We start from the raw sequence: 23,249 nt of genomic DNA, 5'->3' as shown, positions 1-23,249 counted from the left end.
CCTCCGACGAGGCATCGAAGCATAAAGTGATATAGTCTCGGTTACATTTATTTGCCGCCCCGGACCGCTCATGACGACCATCCCTGCCCCGACTGCCCGCCCGAGCCTGACCGTCGAAATCTGGTCCGACCTGATCTGCCCATGGTGCTGGATCGGCAAGCGCCGCTTCGACGAGGCACTCGCCGCGTTCGCGCACGCCGAGCATGTCGACGTCGCGCTGCGCGCGTATCGGCTGATGCCGGGCCAGCCGGTCGAGCCGGTCGAGGCAATGCTCGCCGGCAAGTACCGGATGCCGCCCGCGCAGGTCGGCCAGATGCTGCGCCAGGTAACCGATGCGGCCGCGAGCGTTGGACTCGACTACGACCTGCCCGGCACGTTCGTCGGCGACACGCTCGACGGTCACCGGCTCGTGAAGCTCGCGGAAGCGACCGGCCGTGCGCATGCGCTGACCGAGCGGCTGTACCGCGCGTATTTCTGCGAGCACGGCTCGCTGTTCGACCACGCGGCGCTGATCGACTACGCGGTCGAAACGGGCCTCGAGCGTTCGGCCGTCGAAGCCGTGCTGCGCAGCGACGCATACCGCGACGAAGTCGAAGCCGACATCGCGCGCGCGGCGCAGATCGGCGGACGCGGCGTGCCGCTGTTCGTGTTCGGCCGCCGCTACGCGGTATCGGGCGCACAGCCGGCCGACGTGTTCGCGCAGGCGCTCGAACAGGCGTGGCGCGACGGCGCGATCGTCGAATTCGCCGGCGACGACGCGGCAGCGTGCGGCCCCGACGGCTGCGAACTGCCGCCGCGCGGATAACCTCCGGCGCCGCGCGACGCGCGCCGCCGCTACGCGTCGCTCCTGCCACAAACCGGCAGGAAGCGCGCGGGAATGACGTCTACAATGCAGCCTTTCAAATAACTATCAGAGAGAAGGCGGCCAGCCCATGACCCACGGTATCCACGGCGAGAAGCGCTGGTACGCGCTGATCGTCCTCTGCCTCGGCGTGCTGATGATCGTGCTCGACAGCACGATCGTCAACGTTGCGCTGCCTTCGATCAGTACCGACCTCCATTTCACCGAAACGGCCCTCGTATGGGTCGTCAACGCATACCTGCTGACGTTCGGCGGCTGCCTGCTGCTCGGCGGCCGGCTCGGCGACCTGTACGGCCAGCGGCGCATGTTCCTTGCGGGCCTCGTCGTATTCACGTTCGCGTCGCTCGCCTGCGGCCTCGCGCAGTCGCAGACGATGCTGATCGCCGCGCGCGCGGTGCAGGGCTTCGGCGGCGCGATCGTGTCGGCCGTGTCGCTGTCGCTGATCATGAATCTCTTCACCGAACCGGGAGAACGGGCGCGCGCGATGGGTGTCTACGGCTTCGTCTGCGCGGGCGGCGGCAGCATCGGCGTGCTGCTCGGCGGGCTCCTGACCAGCACGCTGTCGTGGCACTGGATCTTCCTCGTCAACCTGCCGATCGGCATCGCGGTTTATGCGATGTGCGTCGCGCTGTTGCCGCGCATGCGCGCGCCGGCCGGCGCCGCGCGGCTCGACGTCGCCGGCGCGATCACCGTGACCGCGTCGCTGATGCTCGCGGTCTACGGGATCGTCGGCGGCAACGACGCCGGCTGGCTGTCGACGCAGACCGTCGTGCTGATCGGCGCGGCCGTGGTGCTGCTCGCGCTGTTCATCGCGATCGAGGCGCGCGTCGCGCATCCGCTGATGCCGCTCACGCTGTTCGCCGCGCGCAACGTCGCGCTCGCGAACGTAATCGGCGTGCTGTGGGCGGCGGCCATGTTCGCGTGGTTTTTCCTGTCCGCGCTCTACATGCAGCGCGTGCTCGGCTATGGGCCGCTGCAGGTCGGGCTCGCGTTCCTGCCGGCCAACCTGATCATGGCGGCGTTCTCGCTCGGGCTGTCGGCGCGGATCGTGATGCGCTTCGGAATCCGCGGCCCGATCGCGGCCGGCCTGTTGATCGCCGCGTGCGGCCTCGCGCTGTTCTCGCGCGCGCCGGCGGACGGCAGCTTCGTCTGGCACGTGCTGCCGGGCATGACGCTGCTCGGCATCGGCGCCGGCGTCGCGTTCAATCCGGTGCTGCTCGCCGCGATGAGCGACGTCGCCCCGGCCGATTCGGGACTCGCGTCCGGCATCGTCAACACCGCGTTCATGATGGGCGGCGCACTCGGCCTCGCCGTGCTCGCGAGCCTCGCGGCCGCGCGCACCGACGCGCTCGCGGCGGCGCGCGCCATACCGCTCGAGGCGCTGAACGGCGGCTACCACGCCGCATTCGCGGTCGGTGCGGCATTCGCGGCCGCGGCGGGGCTGCTCGGCCTCGCGCTGCGCATCCGCCGCCAGGACGCCGTTGCCGGCGTCGGCCCCGCGATGCATTGACGGCGGCCGTCCGGCCTGACGCGGGACGCATGTCGCCCCGCTCTCCCCCGCCATGCCCGATAGCCGGCCGCCGTTCGCACACGCCCCAATGCCGGCGCACGGCCCCGTCAGGCCCGGCGCCCGTTCAAACGACCGTTTCGCACGTCACGAAGGGCCCGTCCGGCAAGCATTCCCCGCCGATTTTTAACGTAGTCGTACACCGACGCGCCACTTTTGCGACAATGGCGGACTTTGATGCGCGCGCCGCGGCCGCGCGCCGCCGCCGAACGCCGCATAACCGCCTGCTTCCGATGTCGCTTCCCCATATCGATCTGCTGTACTCCCTGTCCGGCCTGTTCGTCGGCATCCTCGTCGGCCTGACGGGCGTCGGCGGCGGCTCGCTGATGACGCCGATCCTCGTGCTGCTGTTCGGCGTCCACCCCGCGACGGCGGTCGGCACCGACCTGCTGTACGCGGCGGCGACCAAAGCCACCGGCACGCTCGTGCACGGGCTGAAGGGGTCGATCGACTGGCGCATCACCGGCCGGCTCGCGGCCGGCAGCGTCCCGGCCGCGGCCGTCACGCTATGGATACTGCACACGCACGGGATGAATTCGCCCGGCACCGCGCGGCTGATCCAGCTGGTGCTCGGCGTCGCGCTGCTGCTCACGTCGCTCGCGCTGATCTTCCGTCCGCAATTGACCGCGCTCGCCGCGCGCAACCCGCTCGCGCCGAGCCCCGCGCGCACGCTGTGGTCGACGGTGCTGACGGGCGCCGTGCTCGGCGTGCTCGTGTCGATGACATCGGTCGGCGCCGGCGCGATCGGCGTCACCGTGCTGCTGCTGTTGTACCCGACGCTCGCAACCACGCGCATCGTCGGCTCCGACATCGCGCATGCGGTGCCGCTCACGCTCGTCGCGGGCATGGGCCACTGGCTGCTCGGCTCGGTCGACTGGTCGATGCTGCTGTCGCTGCTGCTCGGCTCGCTGCCCGGCATCGTGCTCGGCAGCCTGCTGTCGGCGCGCGCGCCCGAGCGGCTGCTGCGCAACCTGCTCGCCGCGACGCTCGTCGCGGTCGGCGTGCGGCTCGTGCTCGCGTAAGCGGCGCGGGCGCCTTTCGCTCCGTAGTAATCTTCCATCCGGCCGGTGCGCGACGCGCCGACCCGCGTCCCACCGCACAAGAAAAACAGCCCGACCGGCCTGCGCCGATCGGGCTGTCGTCCATCCGGGGCGGTGCGATCCGCGCACGGCCCGGCTGCGAACCGGGCGACGCGAATCGCGTTGCCACGGGGCGGCGAGCACGCCGCCCGCCGCGCTTACTGCCCTTGCTGCTTCAGTTGCTGCTGCTTGAGCTGCTGCGTGCGCATTTGCAGCTTCAGCACGCGCTGCAGCGCCGCGCGGTTCGCGAGCACGCCGTCGTAGAAGTTGGCCAGATCGCCCTTCAGCGCGGTCCGGGACGCGTCGTTCAGGTAGATCATGTGGCCCGACGGGTAGTTCTTGATCGTCAGGTTCTGCGCCTTGAGCGTCGGATCGAGCGGCATCTGCGCGAGCGTCAGCTCGGTCTGGTGGAACGGCGTGACTGCATCGAAATAACCGTTCGCCGACAGCACCTTCAGGTCCGGGTTCACGCTCATCGTGGCCGCCAGGTCGCCGGCCGTGTACAGCGTATTGCCGCCGCCCTTGTTCGCGCCGGTCGGATCCGTATGGCTGAAGTCCCAGTTGTTGAAGACCTGGTCGTTCAGGTCCACGAACGACGACGTCGACGTGTACTTGAGGTCGGTGTTGATATAGCTGTTCCACAGCACCGTGTACGCGCCGCCGACGTTCGTGATCGACGGATCGTTGCTGCCCGAGTTCGGCAGGATGTACGGCGCGATGCCCTTGCCCGTGAAGTTCGCGCGCCCGTCGTACTGGCCGATCTGCGTGCCCGGCACGAGCGTCAGGAAGAACGTGTACGGCGGGTTGTCGTCCGACGACGGCACGTTGCCCAGCGCGGCCGGGTTGCCGAACGTCTGGATCAGCGACGTCGGATCCGTGCCGATGTACGAGCCCATCTGCTGCGCGGTCTGCAGATTGAGGTTCAGTCGCACGTTCACGAAGCCGCCGTCCTGCGGGTTCGGCTTCTGCGCGAGCGGCGCGAGCGTGTTGTCCGCGTAGTTGCGGGCCTGCACCATGTACGCGTCGAGATCGGTCGGTGTCGGGTTGAGCGTCGTCTTCTTCCAGTAGAACGCGTCGGCCGCGAGCGTCGGGAAGGTGCCGGGCGCCGACAGTGCATTCGCATAGTCGAGGATCGACGATTGCAGCGTGATCCCGTTCAGGTCGATGCCGTCCTCATGCAGCACCCACGACACCACCGCGCTGCGCGCCGTGCCGTACGACTCGCCATACAGGAACTTCGGCGAGTTCCAGCGCGAATACTTGGTCAGATAGCGCTGGACGAAGCGATCGATCGAGCGCGCGTCCTGGTCGGTGCCCCAGAAGTCCTTGTTCTTCGCCGGGGCGATCGCCGCCGAGTAACCGGTGCCGACCGGGTTGATGAACACGAGGTCGGTGCGGTCGAGCAGGCTGTCCGGGTTGTCGAGCAGCTTGTACGGGGCCGGCGGCGTGAAGTTCGGGAACGACGACTGCAGGCGCTTCGGCCCGTACGAGCCGAGCAGCAGGTAGACCGACGACGAGCCGGGGCCGCCGTTGTAGAAGAACGTGACCGGGCGCGGCTTCGACGGGTCCGGATTGTCCTGCGTGTACGCGACGTAGAACATCTTCGCGTTCGGCGCCGACGTGATCGGATCGATCGTGGTCAGGTGGCCCGTGGTGGCCGTGTACTGGACGGTCTTGCCGCCGATCGTGACCTGGCGGTGCACGACCGCGGCCCCTTCGGTCGAATCCGTGACCGCATCGTTCGGCCCGGTGCCGTACACGTCGTTGTCGACGTACGGCTGGTCGGCCGGGACGGCGGCCGTTGCATTGGTGCTGGCCGTCGTGCTGCCGTTCGGCGTCGTCGCCGCCGCCGCGGTGGCGGCGGTCGGGCCGGACCCGTCGTCGCCGCCACATCCCGTGACGAGCAGCGCCGCGGTCGCGGCTGCGGCGAGCGGCACGCCGAGTGTCGTTCCAAATAGCGCGAAACCGTCTTTCAAGGACTTCAGTGTCGTCATTATTGCCTCTCGAACAGAACGATAAATACCGCCGCCCGCAAAGGATCATTTGCGCCGGCGCTCCGCACCGGGAGCGCATTCGTTTTGCGATGCACTCCGAGTTTTTTACCGAATCGGCAAATACCGATCGGCACGATTTACCCCACCCGCATTCCGCGACCGCGCAATGGAATCAATTCCATTGAAAAACGACAATTCAATAATGCGCGCCAATGCGAATTCAGCCTCCGTCATCCGCATGCGCGAGAAACAGCCAAGCAAAAGCATCCCCTGCAAGGCCCGCCCGACAAGGCGCCTTCGCTTCGAACAAACGAACAATCCCCCTCGGCGAAATGCCGATCAATCGCGAAACAGCGACCAATCGCAGTTCGAGCCGATTTAATAAAATCGAAAGGATCGATTAACTATACGGAAAGGAATATTGTCTTTACGGTAATTTATTAAATTAAGTGAAAATATCGGCGCATAATAGATTCCGGGTTTTCCGCCGTAAAGTAATAATTTGTTACAGCGCATGCCGCTCCGATAAAGGCCAGTGCGGGACCGATTCCAGGTGCTGAAAAGAAAAAAGCCGGACGACGGTCCGGCTTCCTATCGCGGCGCGGCGGGCGCCGTCAGAGGGGCACGTCGATCGCGCCAGCGCCGGTCGTGATCGCGTTCGCGCCGGGGGACGCCGAGATCGGCGGCAGGTTCGCGCTCGTCAGCGCCGGCGCGGCGCCCGGCGTGCCGCCGCGCGGCACCGTGCGGATCACCTGCGATGGCGGCAGCGCGGCACCGCTCTTCAGGTGCCGCCACATCAGGTTCAGCGCCTGCAGGTTGTAGTAGTGGACCGGCACGAAGCGCGTGTCGAAGCCCGCGACGGGCAGGAACGCATCGAAGTGCTGCCCGTTCGTCACCTCGTAGAACACGAGCTGGCTGCGCCCGCCTTCACTGATGCCGTTCTGCGCGACGTATGCGCGGGACGCGTGATTCACGGGCACGAGCGCGTCGCTGCGGCCCTGCACGATGATCGCGGGCTTGCCCTGCAGATTCGCGTTCACGCGCACCGCGTCGACGTTCGCCGGCATGTCGAGCATCCCGTTGGTCCACAGCTGCCGCAGGCACAGCGCGCCCGCGAAACTCGCGTCGGGCGTCGCGAGCCGGTGGTCGACGCCCGCGCCGGTGTTGAACACGAGATTGACACCCGCCGTCGGCGGCACGCCGTTGCCGAGGCCGAACACGGCCGGCATCGGCGACGTGGCGGGCGGCGCGACCGCGCCCGTCGCCGCACTGGTGGTCGCGAAGCTGAAATTGCACAGGTTGTCGGTCACGCGCGAGCGCGTGTACGCGTTCGCATAGGTGACCGCGATCGCCGGAATCGCCTGCGAATCCCACATCGGCGCCTGCAGCAGGTCGGAATCGGCGAGATAGCCGGCCGCATGCAGTTGCGCGAGCGCGTCGGCGGCCTGGCTTTGCGTATCGGCGCCGGACACGAGCCCCGCAGCGGCGAGCGTCGCGCAGCGCTGCGTGCGGATCGACTGCGTGGTGGTGGCCGGCAGCGCGCTCAGGTACGGCGCGTCGGCGAGGGACGCCGATGCGGCCGCGCACGGCTCCAGCAGGTTCGCGAGCGTCGCGTAGTCGGCCAGCGGCCGGCCGAACGACGGCACCGGCTGGCCGCCCTCGCGCACGACCGCGTTCGGCGCCATCCGCACGTTGACCTGCGGCTCGCCGACCACGACCGCAGTGATCCAGCGACGCGTGTCCTGCTCGGCCGCCGCGAGCGCCGCGCCGCCGCCGTTGCTGACGGACGCGGCGATCGTCGTGATGTCGCCCGGATGGTAGCGCACGCCGTGATGCGAGCTGTCGAGCAGCGGCCCGAACTGCTCGTTGAGCGCCCAATACGCGAATTCGACAGACTGCAGCGTCACGTGCCCCCAGTCCTGCTCGGGGTTCTGCTGCGAATGCGCGTGCTTGAACGCGTAGCGGTTCGGGAAACGGCTGTTGAACGCGGCCAGGTCGCCGCTCGTCACGTTGGCGGTAAAGAGACTGGCGTTGCCCGCGAGCACCGCGTTCGCGAGCGTGCCGTCGATCAGCGTGATCGTGTCGGAGCCGAGCTCGTGGGCGCCGTTGCCGCCGCCTTTGTCGTTGTATGCGACCGCGCAGCCGCGCTTGAGGCCCCACTCGCCGGCCGCCGAAATCGCGCCGTACACGCCGCGCGAACCGGACGACGTCGCCGTGACGATGCACGGCTGCGCGGGATCGAAGCTCGCGGGCACCTGCACGAGCAGCGTCACGTTCTTGCGGCCGCTGCCGTCGTCGGAATACGCGAGATATTCGGTGCCGGGGATCTTGCCTTCGCCGAGCGTGTCGTTGCCGTCGAGGTCGACGTTCGGCCCCCAGAAACGGCCGTAGCCGCCATTGGCGCTCATGTCGACGAGCGCGCGGTAATTCGACCAGATCGCGAGCCGGCGCAGCTCGGCGCTGGTCGGCCGGGACGGATTCGCGAATGCAGGCGCGGCGGCGGCGGCGAGGCCGGTCTTGCCGAGGCCGGCCGTCAGCAGATCGTCGCTCGTGCCGTCATAGGCGGTCGTGCGCACGCTGCCGGACACGAAGCCGGGCAACCGGTTGCGCTCGCCAGAATCGTCGCCGTTGCAGGCGCCGAGCACCGCGACCGCGACCAGCGCCGCGCCCAAGAGAATCCGACTGCCCCACCCGTGCGTCGTCATTGCCGCCCTCTCGATATCGTTATCGGTCCGCCGCCGTGTCGTGCGCGGCTGACGACCTCTGATGGAAACGCAGGGGCGCCCGGCGTTTTCCGCCCCCAAGGAACTCGCCTTGGAGATACCCATTCGGGGGGCCTGACGCATGGCGGCAGGCCCGGGGCTCACAGCGCAGACGGGCCCCGGTACACCGGGACCCGCCGCAAACGGGCGCGCGGCGCTTACGCGCCGCCGCCCGGCGTCATTGCTGCTGGACCGTCAGCTTGTTCGTGACCGACGTCACGCCTTTCACGCTCTTCGCTGCCTCTTCCGCCTTGTCGATCTGTGCCTGGTCGGGCACCGTACCCTCCAGCGAGATCGCGCCGCCCTTCGAGCGCACGACGATGTTCGCCACGTCGATGCCGCCTGCCTTCGTAATTGCCTTGCGCACCGCGTAGCCGAGCTTGCGGTTCGCCTTCTTCGCGGTCTTGGCCGCGGCCTTCGGCGAGCTCGCTGCCGCAGCCGGCGCCTCGGTTGCCGCCGCGTCGCTCGACTGCGCATACACGCTGCCCGACAGACAGGCCGCAACGGCCGCAACACCCAACGCTCTCAACACGATCGACTTCATGCTATCTCCTTATGACTTCGGAACGGCCGCGCACAGTACGGCCGGATACCCCCAAAGGCAGCCAACCCGCGCGCGAACGGGCGGGACGGCCGATGATTTCCACGGCGATGCGAGAGAGGCGACACGGGCCGGCGACCGGCGCACGCGAATGCGGGCCGGCCGGGCCGGACAGCCGCCGGCCGGACGCGCCCGGTCTCATTGCGTGCCGGGTCGCGCGCGAATCGGTCGCGGCTGCGACGCACAATGTAATCCAGCGCCCGCCGAAGCGCAAAGCTTTTGACGCGCGGCCTCCCGGCGGCCGGCGGCGCGCGCGCCCGAGTCCGCCGCCGCGCTGCCGTGCCGGACTCGCGCATGCCGGGCGAAACCGGGTACCATCGCCGCGAGAACCTGCATCTCGCACATCGTCCGTGACGCCCGTCATCGATGCGTCACGCCCGTGTCATCCGCCGACTCCATGAAGCCAGCCCGCCCTCGCCCGCCCCGCCGCATCCTCGCCCGCTTCGTCGCGGTGTCGTGGCGCGACCTCGCACTGTCGATCGGCCCCACCGTGCTGCTCGCGGTCGCGGCGGTATGGCTCGCGGTCAAGCTGATCCAGCCGGCGCCGCCGTCCACGCTCGTGATTTCGTCCGGCCCGCCCGGCAGCACCTACTGGAATGCCGCGCAGAAATACAAGGCGATCCTCGCGAAGAACGGCGTCACGCTCGACGTCCAGTCATCCGAAGGATCCGCGCAGAATCTCGCTCGGCTGTCGAACCCGAACGCGCCGGTCGACGTCGGCTTCGTGCAGAGCGGCATCGGTCCGAAGGAGCGCGACGAGCACCTCGTGTCGCTCGGCAGCATCGGCTACGTGCCGCTCGCAATCATGTATCGCGGCCCGGTGGTCGAGCGCCTGTCGGACTTCAAGGGAAAGCGGCTCGCGCTCGGCGCGGAAGGCAGCGGCGCGCGCGAATTGAGCCTCGCGCTGCTGAAGATGAACGGCATCGTGCCGGGCGGCTCGACGGAACTGCTGCCGACGGCCGGCGAGGATGCGGCGACCGCGCTGCTCGACGGCAGGATCGACGCCGCGTTCCTGTCCGGCGACTCGACGCAGATCCCGGTGATGGCGAAGCTGTTCCGCGCGCCCGGCGTGCACGTGTACTCGTTCACGCAGGCCGAAGCGTACGCGCGGCGCTTTCCGTACCTGACCGCGATCACGCTGCCGATGGGCGTCTACGATCTCGGCCGCAACCTGCCGCCTGCCGACATCCATACGGTCGCGCCGACGATCGAGCTGGTCGCGCGCGACTCGTTGCACCCCGCACTGTCCGATCTGCTGATCGAGGCCGCGCGCGAAGTGCACGGCCACGCGACGATCCTGCAGCACGCAGGCGAATTCCCGTCGGCCGTCACGCGCGGCTTCCCGCTGTCCGACGACGCGGCGCGCTACTACAAGTCGGGCAAGACCTTCCTGTACCGGCGGCTGCCGTTCTGGGTCGCGAGTCTCGTCGACCGGCTGCTGGTCGTCGTGGTGCCGCTGATCGTCGTGCTGATTCCCGGGCTGCGGCTGGTGCCGTCGCTGTACGGCTGGCGCGTGCGTTCGCGCATCTACCGCTGGTACGGCGCGCTGATCGCGCTCGAGCGCCGCGCGCTCGGCGAGCATACGGCCGAGGAGCGCGTCCATCTGCTCGACGAACTCGACGACATCGAGGAAGCCGTGAACCGGATGAAGATGCCGCTCGCGTATGCAGGGCAGTTCTACGTGCTGCGCGAGCACATCGGCTTCGTGCGCGAACGCCTCACCGCGCACGACCACGACGCCGCGTCGGGTACGTCGGCCACGCCCGGCGCCGGCGGCCTCGCGGCGGCGCCGGCCGGCAAGCCCCCTCGGGCGACTCCCGGTTCCGCATGAGCGGCCGATCCGCGATCATTTCTGCATCCGCGCGGCCGCATCCGCGCGCCGCGCGTAACATGAAGGCCGCCGCGAGGCGCACACGCCCCATTCTCTGGAGATCGCCATGACAACCGGCCTCGACACTGCCCAGCCTGCCTGGTTCTTCGACTTCGTGTCGCCGTTCTCCTATCTGCTGCTCGAACAGCATGACAAGTGGCCGGACGTGCCGTTCGACCCCGTCGCCGTGTCGCTGCCCGACCTGCAGCGCCACTGGGGACAGCGCTCGAGCGCCGACGTGCCGGCCAAGCGCGTGTTCACGTACCGTCATGCGCTGTTTCGCGCCGAACAGCTCGGCATCCGCTTCAAGATGCCGCCCGTGCATCCGTTCGACTCCGACAAGGTGCTGCGGCTCGCGATCGCGCTGCGCGCCGACATCGCGACCGTGCTGGAAATGTTCCGCTTCATCTGGCACGACGGCAACGACCCGTCGACGCCGGACGGGTTCGCCGCGCTGTGCGAGCGCGTCGGCGTCGGGCACGGCGACGAGCTGATCGAATTCGAGGAGACCAGCGCGCAGTTGCGCCGCAACACCGACGACGCGATCGCGCTCGGCGTGTTCGGCGTACCGACGTTCTGGATGAACCAGCAGCTGTTCTGGGGCGAGGACGCGCTGCCGATGGTGCTGTATTGCGCGCGCACGCCGAACTGGCTCGAGTCGCGGGAGGTCAAGCGGATCAGCACGCTGCCGAAGGGGCGTGCGTGATGGCCGGTATCACGCACCGCGATGCGTGGCTGCGGTAAGGTTACGCTTCTCCCGAAACACCGCGCACCGATGGAAGACGACGACCGTACCGCCTCGCTCGATATCTGGCTCGTGCGCGTATTGCGCACGCTGCTGCTCGAGCGCAGCGTCACGCAGGCCGCGCTGCGGCTGAACCAGACCCAGCCCGCGATCAGCACCGCGCTGCGCAAGCTGCGCGAGACGTTGAACGACCCGATTCTCGTGCGCGGCAAGTCCGGGATGGTGCCGACCGAGTATGGCGCTTCGCTGCTCGGCGCCGCGTCGCGCGCGCTGCGCGAGGTCGACTTCATCGCGACGCCGCATGGCGACTTCGACCCTTCGTCAGCGCGGCGCACGTTCCGCGTCGCCGCGCCCGACTACCTGAACGATTTCTTCATGCCGACGCTGATCGAGCGCTTTCGCGACGCGGCGCCGCACGCTCATCTGGAAATCGACTCGCTGAACCCCGCGCTCGATCACGCAGAGGCGCTCGAATCGGGCGCGCTCGATCTCGTGATCGGCAACTGGCCGAAACCCGACCCGCAGTTCGCGCGCCAGGACCTGTTCTCCGACACGATCGTGTGCCTGATGCGCGATGCGCATCCGCTCGCGCGCGAGCCGCTCACGCGCGAAGCGTACGCGTCGGCCGCGCACGTCGCGCCGACGCCGTACACCGGAGACAAACGCAACGCGATCGAGATCGGCCTCGCACGCGCCCGTCTCGAGCGACGGATCGTGACGACGCTGCCGTACTTCGGAATCGTGCCGCAGGTGCTGCTGCAGACCGACCTGATCTTCACGACGACGCGCCGCTTCGCGACGCACTATGCGCAGTTGCTGCCGCTCGTGGTCGTCACGCCGCCCGTGCCGTTCCCGCGCATCAAGAGCTACCTGCTCACGCACCCGCACCCCGATCGCCCGACCGACATCGCGTGGCTGTGCGCGCTGATGCAGAGCGTGTCCGACGAGCTGACGGCCGCACGCGGCCGCAAGCGCTGACGTCGCGCGACGTTGCCCGCGCGCTGCGGCTACGACGCAGCGTCGCTGCTCAGGCCGTGCAGAAGGTTTCCTGCAGATGGGTCCAGCGCACGATGCCTGCCGCGTCGCGCGCGAACACGGCGGTCGCGCGACGCGCCGGCAGTTCGCCCGACGCCGCATGCTGCGCCTCGAGATAGGTGAGCACCGCATGCGATGCATCGGCCGCGATCACGCGGATGTCCGACAGCGCGATGCGCAGCCCCGGCTTCGCGCCGCCGAGCGTCGCGAACAGCGCATGCGTGCCGTCCCGGTCGAGCGCGCGGCCGTCGGTCATGATCATCGTGAAATCGGCGGAAAAAGGGGCGATCAGCGCATCGAGCGCCGCAGGTGAAGTATCGGCGCCGGACAGCCAGCGTTCGATGTCGGCGAGACTGGTATCGAGTGCGTCGAAATAAGCCTGGGGATCGGACATGGGGCGTGCACGAAAAGACGCGCGGCCCGATGCCGCGCGATCCGCGCAGTGTAGGTCAAAGCGGGCGGACGTGCGTCGCGCGTGCCGACTCTTATCGCACGCAGCTCGCTTCGCCGCGCATGCGTCCCGCCGCGGCCGCCTTCGTATCGGCCACCGGCATGCCCGAGCGCGCCTGCAGCAGTTCCGCGCAGACGGCCACCGCAATCGCGCCGGGCGCCTTGTCGACGATGCCCGCGATGCCGATCGGGCACACCATCTCCGTGAGCCGCGCCGGATCGACGCCGCGAGCCGCGAGCCGGCGCTCGAACTTCACGCGCTTGGTGCGCGAACCGATCATCCCGAAATACGCGAAGTCGCGCCGCCGCATGATCTGCGCGGCGAGCGAGAAATCGAGCGCGTGGTTGTGCGTCATCACGAGGAAGTACGCGCCGGGCGGCGCCGCGTCCACCACGGCCTCCGGCGTGTCGGTCGGCTCCGGCTGCACGTTCGGCGGACATTCGTCCGGGAACAGCTCGTCGCGCGTATCCACCCACTGCACGACACACGGCAGTGCGCCGAGCAGCGTGACAAGCGCATGACCGACGTGCCCCGCCCCGAACAGCACGATGTGCATCGGCGGCTGCGCCGCGCTCGCGCGGGGGCGCATGCCTGTGCCTGGCGCGAACGGCTGCATCGGCGACGGCGCGTTGCCGCATGCGCCGTCGCAACCGGCGGCGCTCGCATGCGACGTGGCATGCAGCGAGCGCGGCGAGCCTGGGAGCGGCTTCATGTCAGCCTGCCCGCGCGGCGCTCGCCGCGCGCACCGCATTCACCGCACGCAGGATCGACTCGCCGGTGGCCGGTGCGTCGAGCGGCGGATTCACCCGGTAATCGCCGACCGCGGCAATCGCGTCGCGCACCGCGAAGAACACCGAGAACGGTAGCAACAACGGCGGCTCGCCGACGGCCTTCGACCGATGGATGCTGTCCTCGACGTTGCGATTCTGGAACAGCCGCACGTTGAACTCGGGCGGCGTGTCGTTGACGGTCGGAATCTTGTACGTGGACGGCGCGTGCGTCATCAGCTTGCCGCCCGCGTTCCACCACAGCTCCTCGGTCGTGAGCCAGCCCATCCCCTGGATGAACGCGCCTTCGACCTGGCCGATGTCGAGTGCCGGGTTCAGCGACGCGCCGACATCGTGCAGCGCGTCGACGCGCAGCGTGCGCATCTCGCCTGTCAGCGTGTCGATCACGACTTCCGACACGGCCGCGCCGTACGAGTAGTAGTAGAACGGCCGACCCTGCAGCTTCGACTGATCCCAGTACAGTTTCGGCGTCGCGTAGAAACCGTCGGACCACAGCTGCACGCGCGCGAGATACGCCTTCGCGATCACCTCGCCGAACGGCACGCTCGCGCCGCCGATCCACACGAAGTCGTTGGCGAACTTCACGTCGGCCGCGTCGACCTTGCCGTCGCCGAACTGCTTCGCCGCGAACGCCGCGAGGCGCTCGCGCAGCTGGCGCGCCGCGTCCTGCGCGGCCTTGCCGTTCAGGTCGGAGCCCGTCGACGCGGCCGTCGCGGACGTGTTCGCGACCTTGCTCGTGTCGGTCGCCGTCACGCGGATCCGGCCGAAGCGGATGCCGAGCTCATGCGCGACGACCTGCGCGACCTTCGTGTTGAGCCCCTGCCCCATCTCCGTGCCGCCGTGGTTCACGAGCACCGAGCCGTCGGTGTAGATGTGCACCAGCGCGCCGGCCTGGTTGAAGTGCGTGACGTTGAACGCGATGCCGAACTTCACCGGCGTGAGCGCGATGCCCTTCTTCAGCACCGTGTTGCGTGCGTTGAATTCGCGCACGCCAGCGCGCCGTGCGCGGTAGTCGCTCGTCGTCTCGAGTTCGCCGAGCAGTTCGTGCAGCACGTTGTCCTCGACTGTCTGCCCGTAAGGCGTGACGTTGCGCTCGGTCTTGCCGTACAGGTTCGCGTAGCGCACGTCGAGCGGATCGCGGCCGAGCGAGCGCGCGATGTCGTCGAGGATGTACTCGATCGCGAATGCGCCCTGCGGGCCGCCGAAACCGCGGAACGCGGTGTTCGACTGCGTGTTGGTCTTGCCGCAGTAGCCTGCGATGTCCACGTCGCCGAGCCAGTAAGCGTTGTCGAAGTGGCACACCGCGCGCGTCATCACCGGGCCCGACAGGTCCGCCGAGAAGCCGCAACGCGACGTCATGTCGAGCGCGACGCCGTCGAGGCGGCCGTCGTCGTCGTAGCCGACGTCGAAGCGGTAGTGGAAGTCATGCCGCTTGCCGGTGATCATCATGTCGTCGTCGCGGTCCGGGCGCAGCTTCACCGGGCACAGCAGCTTCCACGCGGCGAGCGCGGCGCAGCATGCGAACAGGCCCGACTGCGATTCCTTGCCGCCGAACCCGCCGCCCATCCGGCGGCATTCGACCAGCACGTTGTGCGACGCGACGCCGAGCACGTGCGCGACCAGATGCTGCATCTCGCTCGGGTGCTGCGTCGAGCAGTACACGTGCATGCCGTCGTCGTCCTTCGGCACCGCGTAGGCGATCTGCCCTTCCAGGTAGAACTGCTCCTGGCCGCCGAGCGTCATCTCGCCCGACTCGCGATGCGGCGCGGCGGCCAGCCGCGCGGCCGCGTCGCCGCGCGCGAGCCTCAGCGGCGGGATCACGTAGGTCTCGGCCTTGCGCGCATCCTGCGCGGTCAGGATCGCGGGGAGTTCCTCGTAGTCGACCTGCGCGCGGCGCGCGGCGAGCCTCGCGATTTCGTGCGACGTCGCGACGACGATGAACATCGGCTGGCCGACGAACTGCACGATGCCCTTCGCGAGCACCGGGTCGTCGTGGATGATCGGGCCGCAGTCGTTCACGCCGGGGATGTCGTCGGCGGTGAAGACGGCGACCACGCCGGGCGTCGCGCGCACCGCGTCGAAGTTCATCGACACGATCTTCGCGTGCGGCTTCGCGGACAACCCGAGCGCCGCGTGCAGCGTGCCCGCGACGAGCGGGATGTCGTCGGTGTAGGTCGCGCGCCCGCTGACGTGCAGGTGGGCCGATTCGTGCGCACGCGACACGTGCACCTGCGCGGCGTCGGCCTGCGGGTCGAGGGTGTTCAGGAACGGTTCTGCTTGCTGGTTCATGTTCGGTGTTCTCCGTCTTCAGACGCGCGCCGGCGAATCGGCAACGTCGGCGCCGGCTTCGGCGGCCACTTCACGCACGTTCAACGCTTGCGGCGGCAGCGGGTCGTGCGGACGCGTCTCCAGCCAGAATCGGTACATCAGGTTCTTCGCGGTATCGAGGCGATACGCGCTCGTCGCACGCATGTCGGTGAGCGGCTGGTAGTCGCGCTCGAGCGCCTGCATCGCGGCCTGCGCGGTGGCTTCGTGCCATTGCGCGCCATCGAGCAGGCTTTCGGCATGCGTCGCGCGCTTCGGCGTTGCGGCCATCCCGCCGAATGCGATGCGCGGCTCGCGGATCAGCTCGCCGTCCGCGATGAATGCGAACGCCGCGCACACCGCCGAAATGTCGGAGTCGAACCGCTTCGACAACTTGTACGTGCGGAACTGCAGCTTCGCGCGCGCGCCGGTGCGGGTCGGCACCTTCAGGCCGACGACGAATTCGTGCGGCGCCATGTCCTTTTGCTGGTAGCCGGTGTAGAGCGCCTCGAGCGGCAACTCGCGCACCGTGTCGCCGCCGCGCAGCACGACGCGTGCACCGAGCGCGATCAGGCCAGGCATCGAGTCGCCGATCGGCGAGCCGTTCGCGACGTTGCCGCCGAGCGTCCCCGCGTTGCGGATCGGCAGCGACGCGAAGCGCTTCCACATTTCGGTCAGTTCCGGATACGTGCCGGCGAGCGCCGCATACGCGTTCTCGACCGTCACGCCCGCGCCGATCTCGATCCAGTCGTCGCCGTGCACGACGCGCTGCAGTTCGGCGATCTGGCCGACGTAGATCACGTCGTCCAGGCGGCGCATCTGCTTGGTGACCCACAGGCCGATGTCGGTGCTGCCGGCGAGGATCCGCGCGGCGGGACGCTCGGCCCTCAGCGCAGCCAGCGCGTCGAGCGTGCGCGGCGCCGCGAAGCGCGCGCCGTCGGGCGTCGTGTAGTCGAACGTGCCGTCACGCTCGAGCGATGCGAGCGTACGGGCCAGCGCGGCCGTGTCGACCGGTGCGCAATGCGCGGGCGCACCGTCGCCGGTCGCGCCTTCGCCGGTCGCATCGAACATCCGCACGGCTGCATCGACGATCGGCCGGTAGCCGGTGCAGCGGCACAGGTTGCCCGTCAGCGCATCGGCGATCTCGGTGCGCGTCGGCACATCCTTCGCCTTCGCGCACGCGCTGCCGCAGCCTTCGTGGCCATGCTTCTCGTACAGCGCCCACATCGACATCACGAAACCGGGCGTGCAGAACCCGCATTGCGAGCCATGGCAATCGACCATCGCCTGCTGAACCGGGTGCAGCGAACCGTCCGGCTGGCGCAGGTCTTCCACCGTCAGCAGCGCCTTGCCGTCGAGCGTCGGCAGGAACTGGATGCACGCGTTGACGGCCTTGAACGCGACGGTGCCCGCGTCGGTCAGCTCGCCGACGACGACCGTGCACGCGCCGCAGTCGCCTTCCGCGCAACCTTCCTTGGTGCCCGTGCAGTGCGCGTCCTCGCGCAGATACTGCAGCACGGTGCGGGTGACGTCCGCGCCGCTGACTTCGCGGACCGCGTGACGATGGTAGAAGCGGATCGGCTCACTCATGTCTCTATCGTTCTTCAAGTGGGGGCAAGGCGGCCTGCGCGGGGCGCTCGACCGACGTTTCTCTGACAGTTTGCACGCTATCACCATCAAATTCCGCAACCCATAGCCCATCACGCATGCGGCCCATATAACTGCCGCGATATGGGCGCCGGGGCCACCCGGCGGGCGTCGCGCGCGTTGCCCCATCCGGGTTCCAGGCCAGCCTGCACCGTTCCGTCAGCCATTCTTCGGCACCGAAAACGGGTCACGATTAACTAAATGGTACCTGCGGGAAAACCGGTTCCATGGGAAAATCCCGATTCCGTTTTTCGTCGCTTTCCTCTCCGTTTCGCCCATTCGTTCCGACCCCATGTCAACCGATTCCGCCACACCGCCGCGCAGCGGCGTTGCCGTCACGCTGCAAATCGTGTCCGTCGTCTGCTTCACGTTCATCTGCTACCTGACCATCGGCCTGCCGCTCGCCGTGCTCCCGGGCTTCGTCCACGACGACCTCGGTTTTTCCGCGATCGTCGCGGGCGGTGCGATCAGCGTCCAGTATTTCGCGACGCTTGCGTCGCGCCCGCTCGCGGGGCGCTTCGCCGATACGCTCGGGCCGAAGCAGACGGTGCTGCGCGGGCTGATCGGCTGCGGCGTGTCGGGCGTGCTGCTGCTCGTCGCGCTGCTGCTGGCCCACTGGCCGGTCGCGAGCCTCGTGCTGCTGGTCGCGAGTCGGCTCGTGCTCGGCATCGGCGAGAGCCTGTGCGGCACCGGCGCGATCCTGTGGGGCATCGGACGGGTCGGCGTCGCGCACAACGCGAAGGTGATCTCGTGGAACGGCATCGCGACCTACGGCGCGCTCGCGCTCGGCGCACCGGTCGGCGTCGCGATCGCGCATACGCTGAATCCGGCGCTGATCGGCGTGATCGTGATCGCGCTCGCCGCGAGCGGTTTCTATCTCGCACGCCTGATCGATGCCGTGCCGCTCGTGCATGGCGAACGCATGTCGTATGCGAGCGTGTTTACGCGCGTGCTGCCGCACGGCCTCGGTCTCGCGCTCGGCTCCGCCGGCTTCGGTTCGATCGCCACCTTCGTCACGCTGTACTACGCGGCGCGCCACTGGCCGAACGCCGCACTGTCGCTGACCGTGTTCGGCACGCTGTTCATCGGCGCGCGCCTGCTGTTCGCGAACACGATCAAGACTTACGGCGGCTTCCGCGTCGCGATCGTGTCGTTCGCGTTCGAATGCTCGGGCCTCGTGCTGCTGTGGCTCGCGCCCGTACCGCACGTCGCGCTCGTCGGCGCCGCACTGACCGGCTTCGGCTTCGCGCTGATCTTCCCGGCGCTCGGCGTCGAGGCCGTCGCGCTCGTGCCGCCGGCGAGCCGCGGCGCGGCACTGTCCGCGTATTCGGTGTTCCTCGACCTGTCGCTCGGCATCACGGGCCCGCTCGCCGGCTATGTGGCCGGTGAGTTCGGCTATCCGCAGGTGTTCCTGTTCGCGGCGGTGGCCGCCGCGGCGGGCGTCGCGCTGTCGATGATGCTGTACCAGCGGCAGGCGCGGGTCGCGGGGAGCGGCGCGGCGGCTTGAACGAGCCGCTCGCCGGACGGCCACGCGGCCGCTGCGCTGGCAGCCAACGCAAAACGCCCGCATCGCGCGGGCGTTTTTTGTTTGCGGCGGCCATCGCGACGGCCGCCCCGGTCAAGCCGTGCGCAGGAACAACCGGCGCGTCAGGTCGAACGCGACGAGATTGCCGGCCAGCACGAGCAGCAGCCCGAGCACCGCGAGCGGCGACCACTGGTAACCCTCGAAGACCGTCGACACGGCCAGCGCGACGATCGGGAACAGCACCGTGCAGTACGCGGCGCGTTCGGGCCCGATCCGGCCGACGAGCGTCAGGTAGGCCGTGAACCCGATCACCGAGCCCGGCACGGCCAGATAGAGGAGCGCACCGAGATAACGCGGGCTCGGGTCGATCATGAACGGCAGCCCGGCCACCGCACTGCCGACCGTCAGGATCGCCGCGCCGATCAGCATCGCCCAGCCGTTGGTTGCGAGCGGGTGCAGACCCATCGACTGCATGCGGCTCGACAGCAGGTTGCCGGCCGAGAAGCACATCGTGCCCGCGAACGCGATCGCGAGGCCCCTCCATGTGGCGTGATCGTCGAGGTGGCCGGCCATCTGCTGCCAGAACAGGCATGCGATGCCGGCCAGCCCGAGCAGCGCACCGGCGATCGCGGACGGCCGCAGCGGGCGGCCCATGAACAGCCGCCCGTTGATCGAGTTCAGCAGCGGCGCGGTCGAGAAGATCACGGCGACGAGGCCGCTCGGCACGACCTGCTCCGAATAGTAGAAGCACAGGAAATTCAGGCAGAACAGCGCGAAACCCTGCGCGACGAGATAACGCCACGCCTCGCGCGGCGGGCGCACCGGCCGACGCATCACGCGCAGCAGCGCGAACAGCACGGCAGCCGCGAGCCAGAAGCGCCACGCGATCGACACGGGCGGCGGCACGGCGCCGAGTTGCCATTTGATCGCGATCCAGGTGGTGCCCCAGATCAGCACGGTAACGAAATAAAGCGACAGGTTCATGGCGGCAACGAAGCGGAACGAGGGAAACGGACTTCGACTGTGCCGCCACCGCGTCAGCGCGGATTGTCCGGAATTGCGGTCTTTTTCCGGCGGCCGCACGGAGCGCTTCGCGCGCGCTTATACTCGCCCCATCATGAGTTCGCCCCTGTACGCCCCGCCCGCCGACCACGCGGCCGCCCTTGCCGGCGGTGCGATGCCGTTCGGCCTGCAATCGGTGTGCCGCACGCTCGCCGAGGCGAACGCGACGCTCGAGCGCTTCACGTGGCTCGGCGACCATCTCGCGATCGCCGAATGGACGCGCATCACCGACGAAAGCGAGACGATCTACGAACGGCCCGGCCACCACACGCTGTCGTGCTATCTGGACGGCGGCTACCGGACGGAGCGCGAGCGCGTGCCGCGCTACGGCGCGCCAAGCCTGCTGTGCGCGCTGCCGGGCGACCATGAATCGCGCTGGTGGGTGCGCGGCGAGATGCACTTCATCCACCTGTACTTCCTGCCCGAGCACTTCACGCAGCGCGCGATCCGCGAACTCGATCGCGAGCCGCGCGAGCTGAAGCTCGCCGATCGCACCTATTTCGAGGATGCGCGCGTCGCGGCGCAGTTCCGTTCGCTCGCGCTCGAGCACTGGGACGATGCCGACGGACGGCTGCGCGTGAACGAGGCCGCGCACGACGTGCTCAGCCTGCTGCTGCGCGGCCAGAGCACGACGCGCACCGACGTGCCGTTCCGCGGCGGGCTCGCGCCGGCCGTGCGCCGCCGCGTGCGCGACTATATCGACAGCTACCTGTCGCAGCCGCTGACGCTCGGCGAACTGGCGGACGTCGCCGCGCTGTCCGAATACCATTTCTCGCGGATGTTCAGGCTGTCGTTCGGTCGTGCGCCGCACGCATGGGTGGCCGAGCAGCGGCTCGCGCGGGCGCGCCTGCTGCTGCGCACGACGGCGCTACCGCTCGCGCAGGTCGCGGCCGAATGCGGCTACGCGAACGCCGGCCACTTCAGCCATCGCTTTCGCGACGCGCACGGCACGACGCCGAACGCGTACCGGCGCGCGATGCAGGGCGGCTGAGCGCCACGCCCCGGCTGACGACGAGGCGGTTTCGTCCAGCGCACCCGCCTCGCGTCCCTGCGCTTACGTGCCGCGCCGCGACAGTTCCTGCTCGAGCGCGGCCACGCCGGCCGGCAAATCGACCGGCACCTTCAGATCGACCATCGTGCGGCCGAACGCGTGCAGCGTGCGGAACAGGTTGTGTTCGCGGCACTGTTCGCCCATCTGCCCGATGCGCACGATCGGCAGCCCGAACGAGCCCGAGATCTCGACCTGGTACTGCTTCGAGATATGGCCGCACACCATTCCGGGCGTGAGCCCTTCGGGCGTCTCGATCCCGACCACCGAATTGAGCCGGCAATCCTTCGGCGCATAAAGCGCGAGCCCCATCGCCTCGACGCCCGCCTGCAGCGCGAGCGAGCAGCGCAGGTGGCGCGCGAAGCGGCTTTCGAGCGTCTCCGCGCAGACGAGCCGCAGCGCCTCGTGCAACGCGAGCACACCCGACACCGGCGCCGTGTAGTGATAGCCCGCGTTGTGCCAGAAGTTCTCCGCGAGCGCCATGTCGAGGCACCAGTGCGCATTCGGTTCCGGACGCTGCTTCATCCGCTCCCACGCGGCGTCGGAGAATGCGATCAGCGACACACCGGGGATCGACGACAGCCCCTTCTGGCCGCCGGTGATCACCGCGTCGATGCCCCACGCGTCCATCTCGAGCGGCATCGTCGAGAGCGTGCACACCGCGTCGACCACAACCAGCGCGCCGGCCGCCTTCGCGAGCGCCGCGATGTCGCGCAGATCGCGGTTCCACACGGTATTCGACGTCTCGCCCTGCACGATCGTGACGATTTCGGGCCGCTCGCGCGCGATCGCGTCCGCGATCTCGTCGAGGCTCGCGACCGAACGGTCGGCCACCTCGAGCGTGGCGACGTCGGCACCGACGCGCGTGGCCATCTCCGCCATTCGCGCGCTGAAAAAGCCGTTGCGAATCGACAGCACGCGCGTGCCGCGCCACGCGAGGTTCGAAATCGCCATTTCCATCGCGGCGGAGCCGGGGCCGGCAACGCCGAGCACCCATTTCGTGCGGGTCTGGAACACGTAGCGCGCCATCTCCTTCACCTGCTCGATGATCTTCGCCATCGTCGCGCCGAGGTGGTTGATCACGATCGTGTTCGCCTTTGCGACGGCGGCCGGAATCGGGACCGGGCCGGCCCCCATCATCAGCAGCGGTTCTTCGGGCAGGATCGCGTCGAGCGGCACGACGACGGGACAGGGAATCGGCGAGTAATCGATGGACATGGCAGGTAGAGAAGGAACGGAGAAAACGCTCGGACGTCGTTCGCCGCACGGCACGGCGAACTGATCGATCATTCCGCGTTCCGCGCCCGCGCGCAAGAGGCACGCACAGCCGGACAGCGTGGCGCTGGCCCGGTCGACGGACCGGGCCAGCCGGCCGCACCCGCGCCGCACGACCGATCTTGCAATACCGCGGCATTGCCGTGCGCATGCGTAACGGTTCCATCCGCGGCTCAATGCCCACGATTTTCTCGGGCAGTATTGCGTCGCACTCCGGATGGCCGCGTTCTGCACGACACATGCATCGACCGGAATACCGGTCGTCACGATAAAAATCGCGCAGGGCGGAATCGGCCGACGAAAACCGGACCTGTTCAAAAACATCCACTATCGCAGCATCTATTGGTGAGCGATTTCACCCATTACCGCACCCGCCACACACGATCATCCGCAATATATTGATTCACATGGAAAATATTCAAACCCGCAGAAATTTCTCCCAATACACCTCCGGCTATTCACCGCACGCACACGCGACATCGCCGCGTTAAATCGATACCCGCGATTTCGATTTTACGCAACCCGCCCATTTTCTCAGGTTGACGGATATTGGCTCCGTAATGAACAATCGTCTGCAGAATCGAAAACCGATTTTTCGATACGGGCCGGAACCTGGCGTCACGCGACGGCTTTC

The 23,249-nt window shown here is 68.5% G+C and carries 17 protein-coding genes; 8 read left to right on the top strand and 9 right to left on the bottom strand.

Features of this window, described 5'->3' with window-relative positions; all coding sequences use genetic code 11:
- Window positions 1-70 precede the first annotated feature (70 nt).
- From WI26_RS03725 to WI26_RS03715, 3 genes are all read left to right on the top strand, one after another.
- Window positions 71-805 carry a DsbA family oxidoreductase gene (locus WI26_RS03725; protein WP_069225220.1) on the top strand — a complete coding sequence of 245 codons (735 nt, stop codon included), beginning with the start codon at window positions 71-73 and terminating at the stop codon, window positions 803-805.
- Between the two features lie 127 nt (window positions 806-932).
- Window positions 933-2,372 carry a DHA2 family efflux MFS transporter permease subunit gene (locus WI26_RS03720; RefSeq protein ID WP_060190842.1) on the top strand — a complete coding sequence of 480 codons (1,440 nt, stop codon included), beginning with the start codon at window positions 933-935 and terminating at the stop codon, window positions 2,370-2,372.
- A gap of 290 nt (window positions 2,373-2,662) precedes the next feature.
- Window positions 2,663-3,451, top strand: a complete 789-nt coding sequence (locus WI26_RS03715; protein ID WP_059468537.1) for a sulfite exporter TauE/SafE family protein — start codon at window positions 2,663-2,665, stop codon at window positions 3,449-3,451.
- A gap of 215 nt (window positions 3,452-3,666) precedes the next feature.
- Here the strand turns inward: WI26_RS03715 and WI26_RS03710 are convergent, their stop codons facing one another.
- The 3 genes from WI26_RS03710 to WI26_RS03700 all read right to left on the bottom strand — a co-directional run bounded on the left by WI26_RS03710 (window position 3,667) and on the right by WI26_RS03700 (window position 8,808).
- Window positions 3,667-5,502 (bottom strand): S10 family peptidase, encoded by a 1,836-nt coding sequence (locus WI26_RS03710; protein WP_069225219.1) that lies wholly within the window; start codon window positions 5,500-5,502, stop codon window positions 3,667-3,669.
- Window positions 5,503-6,116: 614 nt separating this feature from the next.
- On the bottom strand, window positions 6,117-8,207 hold the full coding sequence (locus WI26_RS03705) for a D-(-)-3-hydroxybutyrate oligomer hydrolase (protein ID WP_069225218.1): 2,091 nt from the start codon (window positions 8,205-8,207) through the stop codon (window positions 6,117-6,119).
- A 235-nt stretch (window positions 8,208-8,442) separates the two neighbouring features.
- The gene (locus WI26_RS03700; protein ID WP_059468523.1) at window positions 8,443-8,808 is read right to left on the bottom strand and encodes a BON domain-containing protein; all 366 of its coding nucleotides are present in this window, start codon (window positions 8,806-8,808) and stop codon (window positions 8,443-8,445) included.
- A 454-nt stretch (window positions 8,809-9,262) separates the two neighbouring features.
- Between WI26_RS03700 and WI26_RS03695 the strand changes: the two genes are divergently transcribed.
- The 3 genes from WI26_RS03695 (at window position 9,263) to WI26_RS03685 (ending at window position 12,458) form a co-directional block, all read left to right on the top strand.
- Window positions 9,263-10,696 (top strand): TAXI family TRAP transporter solute-binding subunit, encoded by a 1,434-nt coding sequence (locus WI26_RS03695; RefSeq protein WP_059915007.1) that lies wholly within the window; start codon window positions 9,263-9,265, stop codon window positions 10,694-10,696.
- 106 nt (window positions 10,697-10,802) lie between these two features.
- Complete coding sequence (locus tag WI26_RS03690; protein WP_069225217.1) at window positions 10,803-11,441, top strand: 2-hydroxychromene-2-carboxylate isomerase; 639 nt, start codon at window positions 10,803-10,805, stop codon at window positions 11,439-11,441.
- A 69-nt stretch (window positions 11,442-11,510) separates the two neighbouring features.
- Window positions 11,511-12,458, top strand: coding sequence for a LysR family transcriptional regulator (locus WI26_RS03685; protein WP_069225216.1), 948 nt, complete (start codon window positions 11,511-11,513; stop codon window positions 12,456-12,458).
- Between the two features lie 49 nt (window positions 12,459-12,507).
- On the opposite strand, the gene WI26_RS03680 is transcribed toward WI26_RS03685, so the two are convergent.
- The 4 genes from WI26_RS03680 to xdhA form a co-directional block, all read right to left on the bottom strand.
- Entirely contained in the window at window positions 12,508-12,909 is a 402-nt protein-coding gene (locus tag WI26_RS03680) for a polyketide cyclase (RefSeq protein ID WP_069225215.1), read from the bottom strand.
- Window positions 12,910-13,000: 91 nt separating this feature from the next.
- A complete protein-coding gene (gene xdhC, locus WI26_RS03675) occupies window positions 13,001-13,678 on the bottom strand; it encodes a xanthine dehydrogenase accessory protein XdhC (RefSeq protein WP_069226345.1) in 678 nt (225 codons plus the stop codon).
- A gap of 1 nt (window position 13,679) precedes the next feature.
- Window positions 13,680-16,043: a xanthine dehydrogenase molybdopterin binding subunit gene (gene xdhB, locus WI26_RS03670; RefSeq protein WP_069225214.1), complete on the bottom strand. Its 2,364-nt coding sequence runs from the start codon at window positions 16,041-16,043 to the stop codon at window positions 13,680-13,682.
- Window positions 16,044-16,061: 18 nt separating this feature from the next.
- On the bottom strand, window positions 16,062-17,648 hold the full coding sequence (gene xdhA / locus WI26_RS03665) for a xanthine dehydrogenase small subunit (protein ID WP_069225213.1): 1,587 nt from the start codon (window positions 17,646-17,648) through the stop codon (window positions 16,062-16,064).
- 349 nt (window positions 17,649-17,997) lie between these two features.
- Here xdhA and WI26_RS03660 point away from each other — a divergent pair, with 349 nt between their 5' ends.
- The gene (locus WI26_RS03660) at window positions 17,998-19,212 is read left to right on the top strand and encodes an MFS transporter (RefSeq protein ID WP_069225212.1); all 1,215 of its coding nucleotides are present in this window, start codon (window positions 17,998-18,000) and stop codon (window positions 19,210-19,212) included.
- Between the two features lie 111 nt (window positions 19,213-19,323).
- On the opposite strand, the gene WI26_RS03655 is transcribed toward WI26_RS03660, so the two are convergent.
- The gene (locus WI26_RS03655; protein WP_069225211.1) at window positions 19,324-20,214 is read right to left on the bottom strand and encodes a DMT family transporter; all 891 of its coding nucleotides are present in this window, start codon (window positions 20,212-20,214) and stop codon (window positions 19,324-19,326) included.
- Between the two features lie 133 nt (window positions 20,215-20,347).
- On the opposite strand from WI26_RS03655, the gene WI26_RS03650 reads away from it, so the two are divergent.
- Complete coding sequence (locus WI26_RS03650) at window positions 20,348-21,283, top strand: AraC family transcriptional regulator (RefSeq protein WP_069225210.1); 936 nt, start codon at window positions 20,348-20,350, stop codon at window positions 21,281-21,283.
- 63 nt (window positions 21,284-21,346) lie between these two features.
- Here the strand turns inward: WI26_RS03650 and WI26_RS03645 are convergent, their stop codons facing one another.
- Window positions 21,347-22,558, bottom strand: coding sequence for a pyridoxal-phosphate-dependent aminotransferase family protein (locus WI26_RS03645; RefSeq protein WP_059468513.1), 1,212 nt, complete (start codon window positions 22,556-22,558; stop codon window positions 21,347-21,349).
- Window positions 22,559-23,249: the final 691 nt, after the last annotated feature.

This window comes from Burkholderia diffusa, assembly GCF_001718315.1.
Lineage (GTDB): Bacteria > Pseudomonadota > Gammaproteobacteria > Burkholderiales > Burkholderiaceae > Burkholderia > Burkholderia diffusa_B.
The sequence above is the reverse complement of the archived record's forward strand: the minus strand, read 5'-3'. Positions and strand labels throughout refer to the sequence as shown.